General features: G+C 53.9%; 19 protein-coding genes. 10 read left to right on the top strand and 9 right to left on the bottom strand.

The features are described 5' to 3' along the window. The first annotated feature begins 593 nt into the window (after nt 1–593). From G491_RS0118375 to G491_RS0118360, 4 genes are all read left to right on the top strand, one after another. Entirely contained in the window at nt 594–2,849 is a 2,256-nt protein-coding gene (locus G491_RS0118375) for a CHASE2 domain-containing protein (RefSeq protein ID WP_015948435.1), read from the top strand. 40 nt (nt 2,850–2,889) lie between these two features. Further along, nucleotides 2,890–3,045 (top strand): hypothetical protein, encoded by a 156-nt coding sequence (locus G491_RS35565; RefSeq protein ID WP_015948436.1) that lies wholly within the window; start codon nt 2,890–2,892, stop codon nt 3,043–3,045. A 159-nt stretch (nt 3,046–3,204) separates the two neighbouring features. Further along, nucleotides 3,205–4,134, top strand: coding sequence for a hypothetical protein (locus tag G491_RS0118365; protein WP_028315627.1), 930 nt, complete (start codon nt 3,205–3,207; stop codon nt 4,132–4,134). 44 nt (nt 4,135–4,178) lie between these two features. Continuing rightward, nucleotides 4,179–5,297 (top strand): tetratricopeptide repeat protein, encoded by a 1,119-nt coding sequence (locus G491_RS0118360; RefSeq protein WP_028315626.1) that lies wholly within the window; start codon nt 4,179–4,181, stop codon nt 5,295–5,297. Between the two features lie 6 nt (nt 5,298–5,303). Here G491_RS0118360 and G491_RS0118355 read toward each other — a convergent pair whose 3' ends face one another. Then, complete coding sequence (locus G491_RS0118355) at nt 5,304–5,825, bottom strand: hypothetical protein (protein WP_157468390.1); 522 nt, start codon at nt 5,823–5,825, stop codon at nt 5,304–5,306. Nucleotides 5,826–6,009: 184 nt separating this feature from the next. On the opposite strand from G491_RS0118355, the gene G491_RS36565 reads away from it, so the two are divergent. The 5 genes from G491_RS36565 to G491_RS31405 all read left to right on the top strand — a co-directional run bounded on the left by G491_RS36565 (nt 6,010) and on the right by G491_RS31405 (nt 11,817). Next, the gene (locus G491_RS36565; protein WP_282705995.1) at nt 6,010–6,780 is read left to right on the top strand and encodes an OS_HP2 family (seleno)protein; all 771 of its coding nucleotides are present in this window, start codon (nt 6,010–6,012) and stop codon (nt 6,778–6,780) included. Nucleotides 6,781–6,968: 188 nt separating this feature from the next. Further along, the gene (locus G491_RS34175) at nt 6,969–7,742 is read left to right on the top strand and encodes a DUF1573 domain-containing protein (protein ID WP_157468386.1); all 774 of its coding nucleotides are present in this window, start codon (nt 6,969–6,971) and stop codon (nt 7,740–7,742) included. Nucleotide 7,743: 1 nt separating this feature from the next. Continuing rightward, a complete protein-coding gene (locus tag G491_RS0118335; RefSeq protein WP_015948442.1) occupies nt 7,744–8,388 on the top strand; it encodes an HAD family hydrolase in 645 nt (214 codons plus the stop codon). A gap of 92 nt (nt 8,389–8,480) precedes the next feature. Then, complete coding sequence (locus G491_RS0118330; RefSeq protein ID WP_015948443.1) at nt 8,481–10,487, top strand: penicillin-binding protein activator; 2,007 nt, start codon at nt 8,481–8,483, stop codon at nt 10,485–10,487. A gap of 97 nt (nt 10,488–10,584) precedes the next feature. After that, entirely contained in the window at nt 10,585–11,817 is a 1,233-nt protein-coding gene (locus G491_RS31405; RefSeq protein ID WP_169829467.1) for a 3-deoxy-D-manno-octulosonic acid transferase, read from the top strand. 4 nt (nt 11,818–11,821) lie between these two features. Here the strand turns inward: G491_RS31405 and G491_RS0118320 are convergent, their stop codons facing one another. Beyond that, nucleotides 11,822–13,393: a hypothetical protein gene (locus G491_RS0118320; RefSeq protein WP_028315621.1), complete on the bottom strand. Its 1,572-nt coding sequence runs from the start codon at nt 13,391–13,393 to the stop codon at nt 11,822–11,824. A gap of 51 nt (nt 13,394–13,444) precedes the next feature. Then, nucleotides 13,445–14,344 (bottom strand): sensor domain-containing diguanylate cyclase, encoded by a 900-nt coding sequence (locus G491_RS0118315; protein ID WP_015948446.1) that lies wholly within the window; start codon nt 14,342–14,344, stop codon nt 13,445–13,447. Nucleotides 14,345–14,481: 137 nt separating this feature from the next. Between G491_RS0118315 and ybaK the strand changes: the two genes are divergently transcribed. Beyond that, nucleotides 14,482–14,964, top strand: a complete 483-nt coding sequence (gene ybaK / locus G491_RS0118310) for a Cys-tRNA(Pro) deacylase (protein ID WP_028315620.1) — start codon at nt 14,482–14,484, stop codon at nt 14,962–14,964. 5 nt (nt 14,965–14,969) lie between these two features. Here ybaK and G491_RS0118305 read toward each other — a convergent pair whose 3' ends face one another. The 6 genes from G491_RS0118305 to G491_RS0118280 form a co-directional block, all read right to left on the bottom strand. Next, entirely contained in the window at nt 14,970–16,394 is a 1,425-nt protein-coding gene (locus G491_RS0118305; RefSeq protein WP_028315619.1) for a DegQ family serine endoprotease, read from the bottom strand. Between the two features lie 89 nt (nt 16,395–16,483). Continuing rightward, on the bottom strand, nt 16,484–18,628 hold the full coding sequence (locus G491_RS0118300; RefSeq protein WP_028315618.1) for an AsmA family protein: 2,145 nt from the start codon (nt 18,626–18,628) through the stop codon (nt 16,484–16,486). Between the two features lie 25 nt (nt 18,629–18,653). Further along, a complete protein-coding gene (locus G491_RS0118295; RefSeq protein ID WP_028315617.1) occupies nt 18,654–19,388 on the bottom strand; it encodes a hydroxyacylglutathione hydrolase family protein in 735 nt (244 codons plus the stop codon). Nucleotides 19,389–19,407: 19 nt separating this feature from the next. Continuing rightward, on the bottom strand, nt 19,408–20,073 hold the full coding sequence (locus G491_RS0118290; protein WP_015948451.1) for a Rossmann-fold NAD(P)-binding domain-containing protein: 666 nt from the start codon (nt 20,071–20,073) through the stop codon (nt 19,408–19,410). Between the two features lie 42 nt (nt 20,074–20,115). Further along, entirely contained in the window at nt 20,116–21,846 is a 1,731-nt protein-coding gene (ispH, locus tag G491_RS34990; RefSeq protein WP_028315616.1) for a 4-hydroxy-3-methylbut-2-enyl diphosphate reductase, read from the bottom strand. 24 nt (nt 21,847–21,870) lie between these two features. Continuing rightward, on the bottom strand, nt 21,871–22,062 hold the full coding sequence (locus G491_RS0118280) for a CooT family nickel-binding protein (RefSeq protein ID WP_015948453.1): 192 nt from the start codon (nt 22,060–22,062) through the stop codon (nt 21,871–21,873). Nucleotides 22,063–22,084: the final 22 nt, after the last annotated feature.

The raw sequence follows: 22,084 nt of genomic DNA, 5'->3' as shown, positions 1-22,084 counted from the left end.
ACAAAAACATTAGCCCGACCGTGTCATATCCCCGTTTTTTGACAATGCCGCTGCGTCTCAGGAGCGACCGGAATTTCAGTTCCCTGAATGCTGAATTGATTTCAGAATCCATGGAAATGCTGGTGTTTTGAATTTGTTTTTGCATTGAGAGGGAAAATGTTTTACTTGTATTCATAGCGGCTCTTTCTTGTGTGTTATTAGGTGTTTGGCGATGTCTAATATTACACAATTAAGGCCGCTTTTCAAGTATTTTTTATATTATTTCAAATGGTTATATCTGTCCCCCTCCCATATTTCTTGTGCGAAACTTGAGATCCTAAGCAAAGGGGCCTGCTTGGGTCAAATTATTCAAGCTGTTAACGGCGTGCATCCAAGGGCCAATCTCTTGACCTTACCTGTGCGAGTTGGTATAAGTTTCGGGAACTTTGGAACAACCGGATCATGGATTAGGCCGCCGGTCTTGGGGAGAGACCGCAGGCGGCCATGAAAAGTGTTTGCAGAAGTGCACGCCATCACGTTGATATCCTTGCCGGTTTCCCGCTTTCCGGGCGAAAATGCGCCATTCAACAATCGAATCCCAAGAGGCTGGACGCATGAAACAATATTTGAAGCGTTTTATTGGGGTCAATCCGCTGACACTCACCCTTCTCACCATAATAATAGGATTGGCCGCCTACAGCTTTAAGCCGTCCTTCATGGAATTCATGGAATTGAAAACGGTCGACCTGCGTTTTCAGGCCAGGGGAAAGATTGATCCCGGCCCGGAAGTTGTGCTAGCGGTCATCGACGAAAAAAGCCTGGAGGAGCAGGGCAAATGGATCTGGCCCAGGAACAAGCTGGCTAAAATGATCGACCGGCTTTCCGGCGACGGCGCCGCAGTCATTGGCTTTGATATCGGTTTTTTGGAAGAGGACCAAAACAGCACCACCAATACGGTGGAGCAGATAGAACGAACTCTGCAAAGCAGAGGCCTTTCCGACGATGAGGTTGTCGCCGAACTGGAAAGAATGAAGGTTTTGGGCGACCACGATAAAACGCTCGCCCGGTCCATTAAGAATTCAAAATCCCCCATCGTTCTGGGATACTTTTTTCAAAAAACTTCCGAGGGCCTCACCAATGTCACCCGTGAGGAGGTGCAAGCCCATATCGACCAGACCAAAGGCTCCAAGTATTCGCATGTTAAATTCAGCGGCCAGCAGGCCTTAAGGATCCAACTTCCCGACGCCTTTATGCCTCAGTCGAATATTCCTGAAATTTCAAACGTTACCGAGCATTCCGGGTATTTCAATATGACGCCGGACCAGGACGGCACCTTCCGGTGGCTGAACATGGTCATTGAATGCGAAGGGGGGTATTACGCGCCCTTGTCGCTTCAGACCCTGGCGGCTTATGAAGGAACCGACCTTTCCTTGAATATTGAAGAATTCGGCGTGTCGTCCGTCCAGTTGGGCGACCGAAAAATTCCCACGGACGAGTCGGGCCGCTTTATGATCAATTATCGCGGAGGAGCGAAATCTTTTGAGCATATTCCCGTAACCGATATTATCGAAGGCAGGATTCCCGCAGGAACGTTTAAGGATAAAATCGTTCTGGTTGGCGCCACCGCCATCGGCATCTTCGATCTCCGGGTGACGCCGTTCACCCAGCACAATTATCCGGGGCTGGAAATTCACGCCAACGTGGTGGATAACATCCTCCGGGGCGATTATTTGCGCAGAACCAACTTGTCCTTTTTTCTGGACGTGTTCACCATCATCATCGTGGCCAGCGTGCTTGGCTTTGCAATCCCGCGTTTTCCGGTTGTGCCCGGCCTGCTGACCGCCGTGGCCCTTACAGGCGGATATATCGGCTTATGCCTGTTCCTTTTTACACGGGGAACCATTCTGAGCATGGTCTATCCTTTGAGCATTGTGGTGATCGCCTACGTGGCCATGACGGTGTACAAGTATCTCACGGAAGAAAAGGACAAGCGGTTTATCAAGGACGCCTTTTCCACTTATCTGGCGCCCAGCGTGGTCAACCAGGTTATCAAGGACAGGGAAAGCCTGAAACTGGGCGGCGAGCAGCGCGAAATCACCGCCTTTTTCTCCGACGTCCAGGGCTTTACCTCCATTTCGGAAAAATTGACGGCTACCGCCCTGGTTGAACTGCTGAACATCTTCCTTTCCGAGATGACGGAAATCATCCTGGATAACGAAGGCACGGTGGACAAGTACGAGGGCGACGCCATCATCGCCTTTTTCGGCGCTCCCAACGTAATGCCGGACCATGCCGCCAGGGCCGCCATCGCCTGCGTGGAAATGCAAAGGAAGCTGGTGGAACTCCGGGAGCGCTTCGCCCAGGAAGGCAGGCCCATCCTGCACATGCGCATCGGCATGAACACCGGCCTGGCCGTCGTGGGCAACATGGGGTCGTCCAAACGCTTTGACTACACCATGATGGGCGACACAGTGAATATCGCCGCCCGCCTGGAGGGCGTCAACAAGGTTTACGGCACCTACACCATGATCAGCGAGTCCACTTACGAGCAATGCAAGGAATACGTGGTGGCCCGGGAACTGGACGCCGTCAACGTGGTGGGCAAGGCGGAGCCTGTGGTGATTTATGAGCTTCTCGGCCTTACCGGCGAAGTGGATAACCATATGGAACAGATGATCGAGCATTACGCCAACGGTTTGGCCGCGTATCGCCAGCAGCAATGGAAAGAGGCGGTGGGGCATTTTGACAAAGCCCTGGCCTTTGACCCGGGAGACCCCCCCAGCCTGACCATGAAAAAACGCTGCATCGAATATTTCAAGACCCCGCCGGCCAAGGATTGGAACGGGGCCTACACCATGACCAGTAAATAATCCAGGCGGCGGAGCCAAGCCGCCGCGTTTGGGGAAAAAAATGACGCATCCCGAAACCCGTTTTGCGACGGGTTTCGGCGTTTCGCCCCTGTGCGCCCCGGTTTCCCCCATTTTAAAGGCGGAAATGAGTTTCGTCCGCCCTTCTCCCATCCAGAACACAAAAGCGGGTTATCCCTTGCATTTTGAGGGCGGCTAGGATTAACCTGATAAAAATGGGATTTTGATTGGCCCTGGAAATGGAACAGCGACGAAAGCAAAAGCGATAACTCTGCGTTGTTCATGGATGATTTTCTATAATTGTGGTATACTGCCGAAACCTGGAGGTATTCGAGGTGCGCGTCCGGAGGAGGAGTTCATGAGATTTCAATATGCGGCTGTCAGGGTGGTTGTCCTGGCGCTTCTGGTCCTGGCGGGCGCCCTTACGGGCTCCGGCATAGCCAAGCCTTTTGAAGACGTGATCGAACACGTGGGCTTGGAAGGGGTGATCAATTGGTCCCAGGGGTATATTGAAGCCAAAGGAACAGGCGTTCCTCCCGAAGAATACGAGAAGTTTTACGGCAAGCCCCAAGCGCGCTCCATGGCTATCAGGGGCGCTCAAATAGCCGCATACGACAATTTGTTAAAGACGGCCAAATCGGTTCGCATTCAATCAACCCGCATTGTGGACGATTCCATAGACTCCAATGAAGAAATTCTGGATCAAATAATCAGCATGGTCAAAGGCGCCAAGATGGTGCACAGGGAATACCTTTCCGACGGGACGGTAGAGGTATCGTTGCGCATGCCTTTGTTGGGCGGGTTCACCCAATTGTTTCTTCCTTCGGAATACAGGACAGTGCCCGACGTTAAAGCGGTTTCGTCCAGTAACCATTCCCAGGCCGCAACCGCTCCGGCGGGCGCCGCCGAGGGGGCGGAGGGCCCGGCCGAAGTTGATCCTGACTCCAAAATCTACACTGGCATGGTGGTGGACGCCCGGGGCCTTGGCTTGAATCCCTCCATGGCTCCCGTGATATTGGACGAAGACGAGAAAGAAGTCTTTGGCAGCAATTATGTAAGCAGAGAGTTCGCCGTTCATCAGGGAATGGCGGGGTTCACCAAGGAAATGACCGTTGCGGAAAAGGACCGGCGCGTAGAGGGGAGGCCCCTGATCGTGAAAGGCGTGAAAATCGCCAATCCCGGGAAATCCGACATTATAATCAGCAAGGCGGATGCAGACCTCATCCGGGGGACGTCCGAGAATCTGTCTTTTTTAAAGCAGTGCCGGGTTATTATCGTGTTGGACTAACGGTCAAACCCGGAATTAGGGTTAGATGCTATTCAGGAGGCATTATGAAAAGGAGTCAACCTTGGTTGGTTCTAACGGTTCTTGCTTGCCTTGTTTTTTTCCCGTCAGCGTGCAAACATCGCGATAGGACTTCCCAGGCGGAGTTGGACACTCCCAGGCATCACGTTATCGCGGGAAGTGTTTTTCTGCAGTCAGAAAAATATGACTCCGCATTAAGGGAGTTCCAAAGAGCCAGGGAGTTGGACCCTGCATTCGCTCCCGCCTATATCGGCCTGGGAATTCTGGCGAGCCTCGATCAAAATTGCCCTTCAGGCCTGGCTTTGATGCAACAGGCCGAAAGCCTGGCCCATAACGATGACGAACGCGTTCAAGTCCTGATCGGCTTTATTCGGGTATATTCCGGCTGCCGAGAAAAACTGGATGCTAACTGGCTGTCTCTGGTTGAAAAAACGTATCGGCAGGCCCGGCAAATTGATTCCCAAAACGCCGCACTTTGGTATTACACAGGCGCGGCTTATAAAAGCGTAAGCGATCTGGATCGCGCCAAAGAGTTTTTTGACGATGTTCGCGACTACTCCAACGACCCCTTTCTTAATAAAAAGGCGAAAGAGGCCCTGGCCCATATCAAGGAGATTGTCGAGGCGAAGCCTGCCACGGAGGCCGGAAAGAAAATTGTTTTAAAGCCCTTCATCACCCGCGCTGAATTTTCCTATTTGCTGATACAAGAGGGCAAAGCCGCGTTCCTGGCATCGGGCCGCACAGCCGCCCTTCCCGCGGATGTCAAAGGGCATCCTTATTTGGAGGAAATCGGGCTGGCCATTGCCATGGGCGTTCCGGGGATGGAAGTGGATGAAAAAGGGGCGTTCCGGCCCGAGGATAAGGTAACCCGCTGCCAATATGCAGGCGTTATGGCGGCCATGCTTAAAAAAGGCCTGGGAGAAAGCCGCCGGCTGTCGCCGGAGACGGTGGAGACTTCCCCCTTTTCCGATATGACGGACAATGAGGATTGTCTGGAATCCATGATGATCGCCCTGCAGAACGGCATGCTGGAATCCATGGACCGGAGGGCCAAGACGATTGGGCCTCAACAGCCCATATCCGGCGTTGACGCCCTGCTGGGCATTCGGGCTTTTGCAAGGCAGGTCAATAAGAGCGGAAGTTGATAAACATCATTGAGGATAAAGGAATCTGGCGGTTCTATCAAAGAGTTCCTGTTCAAAGCGTCCGGTGGATATGCATTCGATATCCTGCTGCATGGATGACCTGCCGTACACGTTGGGCCACGAAAAAGGGAGCTTGTAAGAGCAGTGTATTCTAATGCGAGTGAGCTGGGGCGCTTCCCGGCCCAGGTCAATGGTGACGGATCTGGCGACCAAACCTCTCAGCGGGGCGCCTCCCACGGTCCCGCACAGGCAATTTCCGAAAACCGGAACTTCAGCGTCCCGCAACGTCACTTTTCCTTCTTCATTGGCCTTGTACCATATTTCGGCGCCGGGTGTTTGCTCCAAGGCTCGCATCAAGGCGTTCCACGTGGTCTGATAATCCCTTTCCGCAATGAACACGGTCTGAGGCCCGGGCCCGGCCGGGGGGGAGTAGCGCGCAGGCGATGATGAACAACCGGAAACGGCCAGTATAATAAGCGCTGACCAAACCCAGATACAACATTTTGTAATGGCGGACAATTCTTTCATGGACGGATCCTTGATCAAAAGATTCTGCATGCATCTAGTGTATCATTTTTTTTCGCCCTGTTAAAGATTGTTTTCCTTTCCAAGCTATCCCGCCGACGGTTGACAAGCTGAAGGAATGCTCTTAAACTTAGTCCGGTCAGCGAAAGAGGAATATTGAAGCATGGCATCTCAGGAGATTCTCACAATGAAAGCAGCAGGTTTATTTAAAAAAACCATTGTCTGTGCAGCAATGGTATTTTTTCTGTGCGGCGCTCCCCTTTTGGCCGCGGAAGAAGGCGCGGACGTCCCCAAGGAAGCTCCCGCCATCACCTTCGCATCCACGGAATACAAGTTTGAATCGGTTCTGGAAGGCGACCTGATCACCCACCAATACATTTTTAAAAACACCGGAACCCAAAACCTGGAGATTAAGCAAGTCAAGGTGGGTTGAGGGTGCACAGCTACCTCGTTTACGAGGAGCACTTCCCCGGGCGGGGAAGGCAAAGTGGAAATCAGGGTCAACACCAAAGGTTATGCGGGAAGAACTCTGCATAAAACGATGCGGGTTATTACCAATGATCCCAAGAATCCGGAAGTCGTGTTAAAGGTTTCCGGTCCGGTGGCTGCGTTTGCTGACATCAAGCCTGCGACCATATCCCTTAGAGGAGATGCCGGCGAGCCAATTTCAGGACAGGCCGTCATCAAATCCCTGGACAAGTATCCCTTTGATATTGTGAGGACGACAGCCACGGCGAACGCCAAGTTCACCTACGAACTGGAGAAGATGGACAAGGAAGGCGAAACCGGCTGGATTTTAAAGGTGACGGACCCGGATCCGCAAGGACGTTATACCGGAACGGTGTATCTCCATACGGATAACAAGATTCGGCCTCAGTTGGAGGTCAGGGTGTACGGCAATTTTTTCAAAAAAAAGCTATCCCAGGCTCAGTCGCCGGCCCCGCCGCCGAAAAACTGACCTTGTAAAATGCATCCCCATGACTTGGCCGCCCAAAACCAGGCAGCCCTCCTTATGTGCAGCCCTCCTCCCGACGCGCCAAACCGGCCGGCGCGCCGGGTTGACAAGCAGGACCATTGTTTTTTAAAGTGTCCTGCGGGCGCATCAGGCGCGAATTTTTAGCAGGCTGGCTCTTGGAGGCCTTTGGCATGGAAGTGAAAAGAGTTTTTTTTAGAATTGGCGTTTTTGTTGCTTTGCTGCCCCTCGTTTGCATCCACCCGGCCTCGGCCGCTGATGCACCGCGCCCTGCGGCGGACGGCCCCGCCATTGCATTTGATGCAACCTCGTTTGATTTTGAAAAAGCCCTGGACAACGACTTGGTCACCCATAAGTTCTTTTTCACCAATACAGGAAACAGCGTTCTTGAAATCAACCAGGTGAAAGTCACATGCGGATGCACCACAACATCCTATACCCGGCGCACAGCCCCCGGGGAAAAAGGAAGCGTGGAAATACGGGTCAATACGCGAGGGTACGGCGGATCTACCATGCGCAAGGTGGTTTACGTCATGAGCAACGCCCCGGCCAATCCCAAGGTTGCCCTGAGAATTTCCGGCAAGGTTATCCGGTTCGCCAAGATTTCGCCCTTAAGCGTCAGTTTAAACAAAGAGAGCATACAGGATTCCGGCGCCGTCGGCTCCGTGAAAATTGTCCCCATAGAAGAGTATCCGTTTAAAATCACGGACCTTTCGGCGTCAAAAAACGCCAGGTTTTCATACAAACTGGAAGACTACGCTCACGGCAGCCGAAAAGGCTGGATTCTGACCGTAACCGATCCCAAACCCCAAGGCCGATACATGGGCTCCGTTTATGTGCATACGGACAGCCCTGTCAGGCCCAAGCTGGAGGTTCGCGTCTACGGCAATTTTACCGACAAAAAACCCTCCGTAATTAAGCGGATGGAGCCTAAGGAACAGACTTGATTTGGAGAAGGAAACAAACCCGTTAGGGAATAATATAAAAGCGGTTGTTTTTGATTGCGACGGCGTTATGTTCGATTCTGCGGAGGCTAATCGCCGGTACTACGACGCCGTGCTGGCCCGGTTCGGAAAGCCTCCCATGGATGAGCAGGACTTCGCGTACGCCCATATGCATACGGCCTTCGAAACCCTGGAACGCCTTTTCGGCTCCGGGGAAGGCCTGAAAAAAGCCCTCCAGGCGGCAAAGGACCTGACCTATTTTCCTTTTGTGCGGCTTATGCGCATGGAACCGTACCTGATGCATTTGCTCACCTGGTTGAAGCCAAACTATCACTTGGCCGTTGCAACCAACCGGACCAATACGATGGACGCCGTCATATCGGAGCACGGGCTGACGGGCTTTTTCGATTTGGTGGTGACGTCCATGGACGTCAAGGCCCCCAAGCCGGATCCGGGACAGCTTTACAAGATCATGGAGGCCTATTCCCTGTCCGGGGACCAGGTGGCGTACCTCGGAGACTCGGTGGTTGATGAGCAGGCCGCCCGAACAGCCGGGGTAAAGTTTGTCGCTGTGGCCAACCCCAATCTTGAGGCGGACGTCCACATCAAGATGCTTGTGGAAATGGAAGACATTCTCGGCCGGCAATAAACCGGTTGGGTTGGACGGCCAGGGCCGGCTTACCAGGCCGCGCACGGCTGTAAACCTTTTTTCGGATTATAGATAGGGCTATGCAAGCAAAAATGGGAAACATAAAAAGGGCTGCCCGCCTATGTTGTTTGTTGATAGCGGTCCTGCTGGCCGCAACGTCCTGCGGCGGCAAAAAAATCCTCCCCGGTAAGAGCACCCGTCCTGCAGCAACCCAAAGAGGGGATGAGCAGCTTTTCGCCAAGGCCGAAAAAATGTATGCAGCCAAGCAATATGCTTATGCGGAACGGCTTTATCAGCAGTACCTGACCAAGTATCCCAGGAGCGCCCTTGCGCCAGCAGCGTGGTTGCAGATCGCCCAGATGGCCGTGGATAATCAAAAATACGAGAAGGCGCGGGATGCTTACAGGAAGATTCTGGCCAAATACCCCGCCTCCGCCATGGTAACGGACGCCAGATGGGGAATCCTGAACACCTACTATAAGGAAGAGCGTTACGAAGCCCTTATCCCCATGCTCAGGCAGATGGCCTCCTCCTCCAAGACCGCCCAGGAAAGAGTCCGGGCTCTCTCTTTGCTAGGCGATGTCTATATGTCCTGGGGCGAGGCGGAAAAAGCGCTGGACTCGTACATGAAGGCCCATTCTCAAGCCCGGGCTGGGGAAAAAGACCTCCTTTTCATGAAAATGGAAAAGGTCCTGGATCTTCTCAGTTTTTCCCAAGCTGAAACGATTTTGGGAAAAAGCGGGGATTGCTCCGTCAAAGGGTTGCTGGCCTTAAAGCTGGCCCACCAGGAAATCGGCGGAGAGCAATGGACCCAAGCCCAGGAAACCCTGGAAAAACTGCTGGCCGATTGCCCGGATCAGCAAACGGCGGGGGAAGCCCAGGTGCTGTTGGATGACCTGAAGCAAATGGAAGGGTTCCAGCAAAGCGCCATCGGCGTCCTGCTTCCCCTTTCAGGGCCTTATGAGCGCTTTGGCAATCAGCTTCTGTCCGGCATTGAGATGGCGATCAGCCTTCACAACGTGACCAATCCAGGCCGCGCATACCGGATGGAAGTGCGGGACACTCAGGGCGACCCCATTATGGCGGCCCAGGGCTTTCGAGAGCTTGCAGAACAAAACGTGTCCCTGGTCATCGGTCCTATGCTGGCCGCTGACGCCGTCATGGCGCCGGCGAAAGAGTTCGGCGTCCCGTCCATCGTTTTCACTCAAAAGCAATCCGTGGCCGAGCAGGGCGGCTATCTGTTCAGAAATTACCTCACCTTGCCCATGCAAGCCAGGACCTTGGTAACCTACGCCCGCGAGACACTGGGTTTGAACCGTTTTGCGATCCTCTTCCCCAATGACGATTACGGCCGCGCCAACATGTCCATCTTCTGGCAGGAAGTGGTTCGCCAGGGCGGCATGGTTACCGGCGTGGAGTCCTACGAGCCCAAGCAAACGGATTTTGCCGATCCCATCAAAAAACTGGTGGGTTTGTATTACGACCGCCCTGAGGTGGAGGAAGAAACGCCGGCTATAGAGGAAGAGTTGGATGAAGAGGCAGCCTCCAAGGGCGATGAGGAGCCGGACCCCATTATTGATTTTGACGTGCTTTATATGCCTGACTCCCCCAGCGTGTCCGGACTGGTTATGCCCCAATTGAAATTTCATGACGTCAATGGCGTGCTGCTTATGGGGCCCAACCTGTGGCACTCTCCTAAACTGATTGACATCGGCGGCGTTTACGCCAATGGGGCTGTTATGCCGGACATTTTCTTTAAGCAAAGCCCGGATCCCAAAGTCAGGGAGTTTATTTCCCTGTACGAAGACACGTACGGAAGCAGTCCGGGATTTCTCGAGGCCCTTGGCTACGATTCCGCCAACCTGACCTTGGAGCTTATGAGTCAGCCCCAGGTTTACAGCAGGGAATCTTTGCGCCATGCGCTGTCGCAGGCGGATTTTCACGGCGTGACCGGAAGGACCTTCTTTGACGAGACCGGAGAAGTGGATAAAGACCTGTATCTGCTCAAGATCGAAAGAGGGCGGTTTGTCCAGGTTCCCAAGCCGGAGCCTAAAAGCGTTTTTTCCATCACCGGAACACCCAACGAAAGGCCTTACTGACTTGCTTAAATCAGCGAGGCGGACAACAACTGCGGGGGGGCCTGTCAGCCAGTTGTATTCTTTGGCGACGGAAGGCCTTTTTATTTACGGGGCCCCCTTGTTCTGGGGCTACTCAAGACTTGTTTCCAAAACGCCCGAGGATTTTTCCCAGCGGCTCGGGCTATATCCGGGCCGCACCCGAGCGCAAGCCGAGGGCAAGCCGAAAATCTGGATGCACGCGTCATCCGTGGGGGAAGTCGGGGTCGCCAAGGCAGTCAGCGACGCCTTAAAAGCCATGGCGCCGGAAGCGGGTTTTGTAATCTCCGCAGGCACTCACTTCGGCCGGGAACGGGCGCGGGTCTTGTTCGGAGACAGCGCCGCCGCAGTCTACGCTCCGTTGGATTTCAAAGCCCCGGTTCAAAAAGCCCTGCGTTGGTTTCGGCCCGACGTCCTGGTTTTGCTGGAAACGGAGCTCTGGCCTCAATGGATCCTGCAGGCCGCGAACATGGGGATTCCCACCGTCATGGCCAACGGCCGCATATCCTCCCGCTCCATCAAGTCCTATCTGCGAGTTAAATCCTTTTTTACCGAAATTCTTGGAGCTATGTCAGCCTTCTCCATGATAAGCCTTGATGATGCGCAGCGCATCAAAGCCATGGGCGCGCCGCCCGACAGGATCGCCGTCAATGGAAACGCCAAGTACGACTTTTTGGCGGATCACGCTCGAAGCATGTCGGACGCGCCGCTGCATAGCCTTCCGCCCCAGGACTCAGGCCCGGTCATCGTGGCCGGCAGCACCCGGAACGGAGAAGAAGAAGCGATTCTCGACATGATGGTCCAGGTGCGGAAGAAACATCCGAATGCAACGCTCATCCTGGCGCCAAGACACATAGAGCGAAAAGCAGAAGCGGCGGCAATCATTCAGGGCCGGGGTCTGACGCATGAAACCTTTTCGGCTCTTGAGGAGCGAGGGGCGCCCTTAAAGGCCCCCGTGCTGCTGGTGGACCGCATGGGATGTTTGCTGAACCTGTACAGCCTTGCGGATGTCGTATTTTGCGGGGCCAGCCTGGTGGAGCTTGGCGGCCAGAACGTTTTAGAGCCCGCCTCCTGGGGCAAGCCCGTGCTGTACGGCCCTCATATGGATGATTTCGCCGAAGCCAGGGACCTGTTGGAAGCGGCGGGCGGAGGCCGCACCGTCCGAGATCGGGAGGATTTGACGAACCAAATGCTGGACCTCCTGAACGATCCCCGCGCGGCAAAGGAAATGGGCGCCAGGGCCTTGTCCTGCATTCAGTCCCGGAGAGGCGCTGCAGCAAGGCATGCCGCCGTTATACGTCGTTTTATTGACTAAAGCCTTATGGCTTTAACTCCGGCGGCGCCGGTACAATCAAAAAGGCCCGTCCCTCCGGGAAGTCCATGACATGCTGCATTGACAACAGACCCTCATAGTCAGGGGATGTGAGCATGTCAAAACGGATAAAGGCGCAGGGCCGTCCCCACCCCAAGACCCCTTTGACGAAGATTTCTTTATTTCCATTTCCGGCTTTTGCAGGCGCCCACATGGCTTTCTTTCCATAAAGCCCGTACAAAAAAGGAGCAACATTGCTGTATACCGGGCAATCCTCGGGCAAGGAATCAAGCCAATGGCATAAAGCCAACCGCTCCTTTTGGCTGGCGGGGATTCGGCTATTATTCGGTTCTTCGTAATTGAACAACGACATCCCGGGGCCGGTTTTTGCCGTTGTTTGCAACTCCCCGCTTGTGCGGCCCCAAAAAGCCGCAAGCCAAAAGCACGCGAGGATCGCCAGGGCTGCACGGCTTGCTTTAAAAGCCCCGCCGCCCCGGGAAGCATAAAGAGCCTTGTCAATCAAAGCCAGCGTCAGGTAGTAAAAAGGCAATTGAATCACCGCGATAAACCGGTGGGGATTGTTGTCCACATCATACGAAAACCATGCAGCGCCTAAAATAAAAAACCAGTAAACGCCGAAACAGATCCCAACGACCCCGGCCATCGTTGTCAGGCTGTTTGTTTGGAAAACGGCCCGGAAGCCTTTTCCGGCTTTTTTCCGCAATAAAACAACCGCAAGAATTCCCATGAGCGCCAGAAAGAGCGTCAGGGTGAAATTCCCCTGTCCGGGAAAAATCCATGACGAGACAACCTGCTTGTGCGACTCCAATAAATCCGCCAGGCGCCCCCCGCCCCCGGCTTTGAATCCGGCGAAGCGGGCGCTCACCGCAAAGTTTCTGGCCAGCCAGACGCCCAAAGGCAAATAGGCGGCTGTGCACAAGGCGGCGGCCATTTTGATTCGCTTGCCATAAGAAGCATCCGCCAGCGCCAAGACTATCATGGCCGCTCCCGCCGCGGGCATGGCAACGCCGGCGTATCGCTGCAAGCAAAGCAAAGAGGCGAAAAGGCACGTTAAAGCAAATCCGGTTGTTTTTTGGTTGGAAAGAAATGATTGGAGGAAATAGACATACGCCCCGCACAACAAAACAAACAAAGGCTCGGAATAGGCGCAGGTTGAAAGATTTATTAAAGGAAGCGAAAGCAGGACGGCCAGAGTCCCCCAGATCGTCAAAAGGGAGGATTTTAAATTGTTATGGAGAATATGATGGAATCCAAAGACGATAAGTCCGAAAACCAGTGCGTGAAGCCAGGGAAGGACATCCACCGGATCCAGACCGAACAATCCGGGCGCTGCAAGAACCATGGGAAAGAGCGGGGGCCAATGGATGTAGGGCCGCCCGTCAAAGGCGTAAAATCCCCGGCCGTCTGCAAGGCTGCGGGCGCAGGCCGCATAAGACGCGCCGTCCATGGTCAGGCCGATGCCGTAACCGGAAGTCATGGCAATGACAACGGCAAAACCGGCTGCTCCAGCGGCAAGGCCAAAAATGGTTATAAGGCGATTTTTTCCGACCCCTTCCATCAAATCCCCCCTCAGGGACGCGCGTCTCGCCAATGCATACTGCCTCAAGGCCTAAGACAGAGTCAGGCAATTCCTTCCGGAATTCTTACTACAATACAAATTTTTGTCAGCTCGCGCAATGATGGATTCCATATCGTCTTCCTGCCGGGCCGTGGTTCCTCCGATGGACGCGGTTACCTGCAGGGTTTTTCCGCAAGGCGTGTTGATCATGGTAGCTGCTACAAGCCCTCTGATTCTTTCTCCAAGCCCTCTTAAATTAGGGGCGTCAATATTACGGATGAGCCCAATGAACTCCTCTCCTCCCCATCGCCCAAAGGTGTCATAGGGCCTGGCGCACGATTTCAACGTGGCGCCCACCGTTTTCAAGACCAGGTCGCCTACATTGTGTCCGAAGGTGTCATTAACGTTTTTGAAATGATCCAGGTCCAGAAACAAAACGCCGAATGAGAGGTCGTATCGCTGCTTTTCGGTGAGGAAGCGGTCCAGTTCCGCTTCCACGTGCCTTCTGTTTGAAAGCATGGTGAGATTGTCAATCAGCACAAGCTGCTCAAGCTCTTTGATTCGGGCTTGCACGCCCATTTGACTGCTAACATCGGAGAAGAACTCCGCCCCTCCCACGATGTCTCCGTTTGAATTCCTCAGAGGCAGGACGCGCACTCTGACCGGGACCCGATGTCCGTTTTTATGATGCATAAAAACATCGGCTTCCCTCGGCGTTCCATCGAAGATGGTGTCACGCAAAGGGCACTCTCCCATGCAGAGGCATTCCCCCTGTTCATTCACATGCATCAACACATTGTCAGAACATTTGGAGCCGATAACCTGTTCCGCCGTATACCCTGTTAAACGTTCCGCCGCCTCGTTCCAGTGGGTGATGCGCCGTTCGTTATCCGTCAGGTACAAACCTTCCTGCATCTCGTCAAAAAGATCTCTTAACCGAATGTCCATCATAATGAAAGTAAGTCTCCTGTTTGGGCTTGGTTGAATTTTCTGTATGCAAATGGTATTCCAGAATCGGCGAACGGGCGGAGGGAAATGTGAATGACTGGAAGACGAACCCAGTCGAATCATTGACAGGAAGAGAATTCATGGCAAAGCACAAAGCCCCAATGACACAGGCAATCAGAGAACTAAAAAGCCATAAGGCCGAATTTGAACTGCATCCCTATAAGTACGAGGATAAAGGGGGGGCAGCCGGCGCTGCTCACGCCCTTGGGCTGGATGAGTATCAGGTGGTGAAAACCCTGGTCATGGAGGATGAGAACAAGCAGGCTTTGTTGGTGCTCATGCACGGGGACAAGGAGGTTTCCACCAAAGCCCTCGCCCGCGCCATTGGCGTCAAGGCCGTTCAGCCCTGCGATCCTAAAAAGGCCAATGCCTTGACGGGCTACATGGTGGGGGGCATCTCGCCCTTTGGAACAAAAAAGAGGCTTCCGGTTTACGCGGAAGCCTCTATTATGGACTTGAAGCCGATTTACATCAATGCGGGAAAACGCGGCTTGCTGGCCTCCATTTCCCCCAAGGCTCTGGATGAAATCCTCAAGCCGGCCTTGGTCAATGTCGCTTTATAAAGTCTTTACTCCCATACTTTGACGGTGGCGAAATGCGTGGAGCCTTGTCTTTCGATCAGGAACAGGACTGTGTCGCCCTTTTTGAACTTGGACAGAATCTTGTTCGCATCCGAAACGGTTTCCACTTCTTTCCCGTCCAGTTCAACAATCAGGTCGCCGGACCGTAAATCCGCTTCTGCGGCTGCGGAATACGGCGTGACTCTGGAAATCACCACTCCCGTAGACTTGGAAAGGCCGAGGCTGGAAGCGATTTCAGGCGTGACCTCCTGCAAAGCCAGGCCAATGTTCGGCCCCTGCGCGTCTTCCTGGGAAGCCATCAGGCTTTTTTCATCTTCCTGCAGTTGGGCGATTTTAACCTCAATGGTCTTTTTCTTCCCCTTTCTAATAATCTCAACCTCCACGTTTTTGCCAACCGGGGTGGAAGCTACAACATAAGGAAGATCGCCCATTTCCTTGATAGGAGTTCCGTCAAAGGTAACCACAACGTCGCCCCGCTCCATGCCGGCCTTTTCCGCCGGGCCGCCGGGGGTGACGCTGCTGACCAGGGCGCCCTTGGTGTCTTCCAGGTCCAGGGCGTCCTTAAGCTCCGGAGTGATTCCTTGCACAAGCACGCCGAGCCAGCCGCGAATGACCTTGCCGTCCTTCAACTGAGGCAGGAGATCCTTGGCCATGTTGCTGGGAATGGCGAACCCGATGCCCACGCTGCCTCCGGAGCGAGAGAATATGGCTGTGTTAATGCCCACCACTTCCCCGTCCATGTTCAATAAGGGGCCGCCGCTGTTGCCGGGGTTGATGGACGCGTCGGTCTGGATGAAATTATCGTAGGCCCCCGCGCCGATCCTGCGGTATTTGGCGCTGCAGATGCCGGCCGTAACCGTGTTCCCCAGTCCGTAAGGGTTGCCAATGGCCATTACCCAATCGCCGACCTTCAGGGCTTCCGAATCGCCTAAGGGCAGCGGAACGATAGCCTCATCAGGCTCAATCTTAATAAGCGCGAGGTCGGTCTTGGGGTCCTTTCCCACGATTTTTGCGTCATATTCCTTGTCATTGGTCAGCTTGACCTTAATTTCATCAGCGTCGTCAACCACATGGTTATTGGTTAAAATATACCCGTCCTTATCGATAATGAATCCCGTGCCTAAGCCGCCCAAACGGCGATTGCCGGGCATTTTTTCGCCGAAGTATTTTTCAAAAAAATCATGAAAAGGATCGTCCGGGCCAAAAGGCATGAGCTGCTTGCCCTTGACCACCTTCATTACACTGATATTAACCACCGACGGACTGGCTTTTTCCACCAGATCGGAGAATGATTTGGGAAGGCCCCGGGACCAAGCCGGGCTGGGGGTGAGACTGGCGAAAAAAACAAAGACAAAAAGGGTTGCAAGCGCGGCAGCGCCTGTTTTTGAGGAAAATGTTGTTATGGATTTCATGGAAATACTCCTTCTGGTATACAGCCAGGTTTTTAATTAACTTACTAACCGTAAGACATTATTTCAAAATGTCACGACCAGAGCCGAATTTATTGAGAAAACAAGTTTTTTAATCCCTTTCCCACTCCCTTGATTTCATTGACAACCGAATCCGCGGCTTTTTCAGCCGCCCCCTTTTCGCTCTCCTCGCCTTGGTACTTGGTTCCCTGCTCAGCCGCCTTGGCGGCGGATTCACAAGGATTCTCGTCGGATTGGCCTGTGCTTAACAAAGCAGCGGCTGCTCCTGCAGGCCCGAACAGCAATGCGCCTCCCACTCCCTTGCCCAAAGTCAAAACGGCTTTGGTATGGTCCAGGACCAGCTTGGGCGACGCCAACGTTCCTCCCAGCGCAAAAGGCTGGGCGAGTTCAGACATGCTAAAACTCACATCAATATTCACACCGGACAGCACGCCTTTTTTAGGCATGGGGTCCAGAGACATGTTAAGTCTTTCCGTCTCAAAGTCAATGGTTCCGTCCCCCACCACGCTCATGTATTCCGTATCCATGACCATGACTTTGGTCTGCGCCTCTCCCTTGACGACGTTCAAACGGGCGATCAGGCAATTGACTTTGGTGTAATCCTTTTTCTCTGCAACCGGGTTGATCATGCGCAAAAATCCGGTGGCCATGTCCCCGCCCAGCAGATCCAGATATTTGTTTTGAAGCTGGCCGTCCTTGACCGATATGCTTAAGAAGCCGTCAAGTCCGCCCATGATATCCCGAACCGAAGCCCCCTTTCCTGCAAATTCGAGATCCATGTCCAGGTTTCCCTTAAAGGCGTCCGTCACGCCAAGAAAACCCAAAAGCCCGCCTATATCCAACTGATCCAGGACGGCCTTGCCGGCAAGATCCAGGCTATTCCCCTTGGCGGCGGCCTTCAAAGTCATGTCCAGCGTGCCTTCTCCGCCGGCCGCTTTCAAAGAGGATACGTCCAGCGTTCCGTTTTTCAGGGCAAAGTCCAGCCAAATATCGGTTAATGCAAAATCCTGCAGTTGGACCGTCTCCACTTTGATGTCGCCCTTGGCGTCAGCAAGGAGCAAAAGGTCCGTGGGAAGCGGATCGTTGGGAAGAACCCGGTCGGATTTCTTTTTAGGCTCAGCAGCAGGCTTGGACTTGGGTTTTTCCACTTCCTGGGACTTGTCCGGCAGGAAAGGCCTGAGATCCAGCGCTTTGGACGTCAGGGAGAGGACGATGTTGGGCCGCTTTCCGCTCATGTCCAGGGCGGCTTCTCCGGAGATGTCGCTTTCTCCCAACTGCCCTTTCAAAGCGGTGATTTTGTAGGATTTGGAGCCGGCGTCCGCGAGTTTGCCCGAAAGCGCGTATTTTCCCAGGTCGGGCAGAGATGCGCCTGAAACGGCGTTCAAGTCGGCCAGGCTTTTTCCTTCCGCGTTGAAGTCCAGGGCGATTCCTGCCGGGCCGTTCAAGTCTTGGATGGCCCCTTTCACCGTAACGACGGCCCCGCCGGCCTTGGCGGTGATATTTAGCGGCCAGTCGGCTTTGGGATTCATGGCGTCTTCAAGTCCGCCGGTTTCGCCGTTCACTTCAAAGGGCTGCCCGTTATAGGCGCCGCTGACTGAGAGCGTCAGTTTGTTTGCGCTGTCCAGGGAGGCCTTTACGAGGCTGAGAGCCAGTTCCTGGGAAGAACCTGATTGGCCGTCCTTATACGTAAGGCGGGCGTCCTGGAGCACAAACTCTTCAACGTCGATATTCAGCCCCGAACCGGTTTGTCCTGATGACGGCTCCGTTGCTTCTTTCGGAGAAGATTCGGAAGAAGCGGCGGTTTTTTCCGAGTCGCCGAAGTCCAGGTTGGATTTTCCGTCTTTATTGGTTTCAATCAGGATTTCAGGCTTGATTAAGATGAGCCGCTTTATTTTGACGGCGCCCCTAAGCAAGGGAAGGACCGCTACCTGAACTTCCAGGCGGTCTATGCTGGCCAGATTGGGCTGAGAGCCCCATTCCGCATTGGCGAACGAGACGCTTTCCACGGTGAGGGCCGGAGAAAAGCCAATCTTCAACTCCACGTCTCCCGCCAGGTTCAGTTTGCGTCCCGTGGCGTTTTGGACGTTCGTTTCAATGTCGGCTTTGAACTGGTTGAGGTCCAATGTGGATAATACATACGCTATGCCTCCCACGCAAAGAACCACCAATGCGGCAATGATGCCTATGGTCCATTTGATCACGCGTCTCTTAGCCATAAATCATCCTCCCGGCTTGGCTTTATTATCCCAAATGCATAACGGCGTCCCACCTCTCAAATTCCGTCCTGGTGGAAAGGCCCTTATTCTCCATGAGCTTGACAAGGTCTGGCGCATTAAAGCGCAAATATGGATTCACCTTGGTTTCGTCTTCCAGGGTGGAAAAAACATGGGTATAGTCGTACTTTTTCAAAAAGTCGTCAAAATACGGGTTTTCCGGCTCCAGGGTTTTGGCGAAGGCAATGGAATCCTGAACATAATCATGGCCCGCATAAATGATGGTGTCTTTGGGCAGGGTCATCAGGCTTTTTATGGACTTGTAAAAGGCCTTGAAATTTCCCGAAAAACAGTTGCCCACCGTTCCGTTGAACAAGGTATCGCCGGAAATCAGATATCCCGGGCTGGTATATCCGACAGCCTCCTCTTCATAGGGAGCGGCATAAAAGCAAAGGGAGTCATGGGTGTGACCGGGAGTATGGTAAACCTGGATCACTTCTTTTCCCAGCTTGATAATTTCTTTTTGCCTGAGCGTATGATTGTCCAGAAAGGTCGCTTCCGTAGCGGATAAAATGTCCTGGGTCCCGGTCACATGATCAGGGTGGGAGTGGGTGTTCGCCACATACACCAGCTCCAGAGCTTTTTCCTCCAGGCAGGTCATGATGTCGCTGACAGCGCCCGGGTCGATGGCTATCGCTTTAAAGTCCGAAGAAAGAACATAAGCCAGATTATCAGGTCCGTATCTGAATTGATCAACTTGCATGGTTCGCTTCCTCTGGGCCTTAGGCTTCGTGCGCCAAGGCGCGGATTTCGTGTGATTCAAAAATGCGGTTGTACTCCCTGCACTCCGCCGCCTGCCTGACGATTGCCATGGCTATGTCCGAGGCGTAAATCGCTTTGTATTTGGCCGGAACGGCAAAACTGAATATGCGGGAAAAAAACTTTCCGATCTCTTCTCCAAAGCGGAACTCCTCTCTGGCGCCCAAAATCAGGGACGGCCTGAAAACGCTGACGCAGGAGAACCCAAGGGCCATGACCGCCTGTTCCAGCTCGCCCTTGATCCGGTTGTAAAAAATGGACGAGCGCGGCGATGAGCCCATGGCAGAGACCAGCAAAAAATGCCCGGCGCCGTTTGCAAGCCCTGCTCGGGCCACTTCCAGGCAATAATTGAAATCCACCGTTTTAAAGGCTTCTTTGGAGCCGGCTTTTTTGATGGTGGTTCCCAGGGCGCAGACCACGCTGTCGCAGGGGCCGCCCTGCTCCAGGGTTTTAGGAGCGTCAAAATCCACGATGAATTGTTCGGCCTTGGAAAAATTTTCTATGCCTGAAACCGGTTTGCGCGTCATCACGTTGACTTTCCCGCAATAGTCGGCCTCTTGAAGAAATTTCAGGCAATGGCTCCCCACGAGTCCTGTGCCGCCAGCCAGCATGATTGTTTGTTTTTTCATTGGTGCTTCCTTAGTTTGGATGACGGCGACGTTGGATTGCGGCTAAATAAGCGTCTGCCAGAAAACGGCTATGGCTCCAGCCAGGACAAAATTGGTGTCCACCAGCAATTCAAGCCGATGGCCGGGATGAAGCTTGCCTTTGGCGAAGCTGTTGGTTACCAGCAGCGGAAAAAGCGCGCAGGGCAACAGCCAAAAGGCAAGAGACGGCAGCCAGGACAGGACGCCCCCTATAATCAGGACGCCTGCAAGGGCTACTAAAAGAACCCGGATCAGCTTCAGCGTTTTAGCAGGCCCGATCCAGGTCGCTATGGTTTCATACGATACCATGCGATCAATTTGCACGTCCAGCACATCAAAGATGGACGTGCGCGCCAATACCATGGCTGTTGCGAAAAAGATTACCAGAATCAGGCCAATATCCACCGGGGCTCCATGGGAAAGAACGGGCAGCACGGCGGTGACTCCGGCCCATGCCCCGGCGATAAAGATGGTCTTGGAGCCGGGTATGGAACGCATTTTCTGGTATCTTCCAAAAAATCTCAGTTTTTCAGGCCAGATGGGGACATTATAGCTGAGCCCTAACCCGGTGATGATCACCAGGGTCAGAAAGGACGCCCAGCCCAGTTCAAAGGCCACCACAAACCCCGGAGCGCCGCCGAAAATAGCCAGCGCAGCCAAGGGGATTTTGTGTTGATCGTAAAACCTGGCCCGGTCCGGGTCGTTATACCGCGCAGCGTTGCGGCCTATGAAATTGTTGGAGATATGCATGAGCAGGATGTACGACGCCGCGATGATGGGGGCGTCAAGCGACGGAGGCTGCCCCAACAGCAGCATACACGCGAAACACAAGCAGCCTGCACTGAATGCAAGATACAGGTTGGTCTGAATTAAAAATCTGCGGACGGAATACCCCAGCCCGGCGCCGCTGCGCCCTAAAACGCCGGGATCAGCCACCGCCTGATGCACCCGCCGGATAATCCAGTTGGGCGTGGAAGCGCCCGCCGTTATCCCCACGTGCTCCATACCCTGAAATTTTGTGACGTCCAGCTCTTTTTCCGTTTCCACATGAAAAGTGGGAACGCCCGATCCCGCGGCGATTTGCGCCAGCCTCTGGGTGTTGCCGCTGCTCTTGCCGCCCACGACCACCATAGCCTCCACCTGATGGGCCAGGCCCCGGGCCTCTTCCTGCCGCCGGGCCGTGGAATCGCAAATGGTGTTAAAGTCTTTGATTTCGTCAAAGCGCTCCCGGACCGCCTCCAGAATGTTAAGATAGAGGACCTGGTCCTGGGTGGTTTGGGCGACCAGAACGGCTTTTTCGCCCTTGGGCAGGTTCAGGGCTTCCTCCCGGGAACGGACCACATAGGCGTGCCCCCTGGCGTGCCCAACCAAGCCGATGACCTCGGGGTGGTCCGCGTCGCCCACGATGATCGGGGTGTAGCCTTCCGCTTGGTATTTGTCTAAAAGACGCTGGACCTTGATGACGCGCGGACAGGTTGCGTCAATGACCGTGAAGCCCGCGGCCTCCAAACGGCCGCGCGTTTCAGGCGTGACTCCGTGGGCGCGAATCAGCACGGTGCCTTCGCCCTTTTCCGGAATCTCCTCCAGAACCTCCACCCCTTTTTCCGCCAGCATGTGCATGACCTGGGGGTTGTGGATCAGGGGGCCGAAGGTGTAGACCGGTCCTTTTACCCGGTTGGCAGTGTCCAGGACCATTTCCACGGCCCGGCGCACTCCCATGCAAAACCCGGATGTCTTTGCTATGGTTATTTTCATGAAAAATGGCGTCCGGACGCCTAACTATCCGTTTTTCTGCAAATAAACCTTATGATCCACCAAAGAAAGAGAGTGGATGCTGGCTTTCACCAGCTTCTGGTCCCCAAAAATGCTGGTGAGCAGAATTCCTTCAGGCTCCGGGGTTACGGTATCCACCGCTTCCATGATCAGTTCTTCGTCGCCGTCCTCAATGTAGTATGCATTTGCTTCACACATGGTAAATCCTCGTAATTAAAGA

Origin of the sequence: Desulfatibacillum aliphaticivorans DSM 15576 (assembly GCF_000429905.1) — a bacterium.
In the GTDB taxonomy this organism is placed as follows: domain Bacteria; phylum Desulfobacterota; class Desulfobacteria; order Desulfobacterales; family Desulfatibacillaceae; genus Desulfatibacillum; species Desulfatibacillum aliphaticivorans.
This window is presented reverse-complemented; position numbering and strand designations above follow the sequence as displayed.

Excerpts from the sequence above, each read along its gene's own strand:
- G491_RS0118375 (WP_015948435.1), top strand. The coding sequence starts at position 594 with ATGAAACAATATTTGAAGCGTTTTATTGGGGTCAATCCGCTGACACTC.
- G491_RS35565 (WP_015948436.1), top strand. The coding sequence starts at position 2,890 with ATGACGCATCCCGAAACCCGTTTTGCGACGGGTTTCGGCGTTTCGCCC.
- G491_RS0118365 (WP_028315627.1), top strand. The coding sequence starts at position 3,205 with ATGAGATTTCAATATGCGGCTGTCAGGGTGGTTGTCCTGGCGCTTCTG.
- G491_RS0118360 (WP_028315626.1), top strand. The coding sequence starts at position 4,179 with ATGAAAAGGAGTCAACCTTGGTTGGTTCTAACGGTTCTTGCTTGCCTT.
- G491_RS0118355 (WP_157468390.1), bottom strand. The coding sequence starts at position 5,825 with ATGAAAGAATTGTCCGCCATTACAAAATGTTGTATCTGGGTTTGGTCA.
- G491_RS34175 (WP_157468386.1), top strand. The coding sequence starts at position 6,969 with ATGGAAGTGAAAAGAGTTTTTTTTAGAATTGGCGTTTTTGTTGCTTTG.
- G491_RS0118330 (WP_015948443.1), top strand. The coding sequence starts at position 8,481 with ATGGGAAACATAAAAAGGGCTGCCCGCCTATGTTGTTTGTTGATAGCG.
- G491_RS0118320 (WP_028315621.1), bottom strand. The coding sequence starts at position 13,393 with ATGGAAGGGGTCGGAAAAAATCGCCTTATAACCATTTTTGGCCTTGCC.
- G491_RS0118315 (WP_015948446.1), bottom strand. The coding sequence starts at position 14,344 with ATGATGGACATTCGGTTAAGAGATCTTTTTGACGAGATGCAGGAAGGT.
- ybaK (WP_028315620.1), top strand. The coding sequence starts at position 14,482 with ATGGCAAAGCACAAAGCCCCAATGACACAGGCAATCAGAGAACTAAAA.
- G491_RS0118305 (WP_028315619.1), bottom strand. The coding sequence starts at position 16,394 with ATGAAATCCATAACAACATTTTCCTCAAAAACAGGCGCTGCCGCGCTT.
- G491_RS0118300 (WP_028315618.1), bottom strand. The coding sequence starts at position 18,628 with ATGGCTAAGAGACGCGTGATCAAATGGACCATAGGCATCATTGCCGCA.
- G491_RS0118295 (WP_028315617.1), bottom strand. The coding sequence starts at position 19,388 with ATGCAAGTTGATCAATTCAGATACGGACCTGATAATCTGGCTTATGTT.
- G491_RS0118290 (WP_015948451.1), bottom strand. The coding sequence starts at position 20,073 with ATGAAAAAACAAACAATCATGCTGGCTGGCGGCACAGGACTCGTGGGG.
- ispH (WP_028315616.1), bottom strand. The coding sequence starts at position 21,846 with ATGAAAATAACCATAGCAAAGACATCCGGGTTTTGCATGGGAGTGCGC.
- G491_RS0118280 (WP_015948453.1), bottom strand. The coding sequence starts at position 22,062 with ATGTGTGAAGCAAATGCATACTACATTGAGGACGGCGACGAAGAACTG.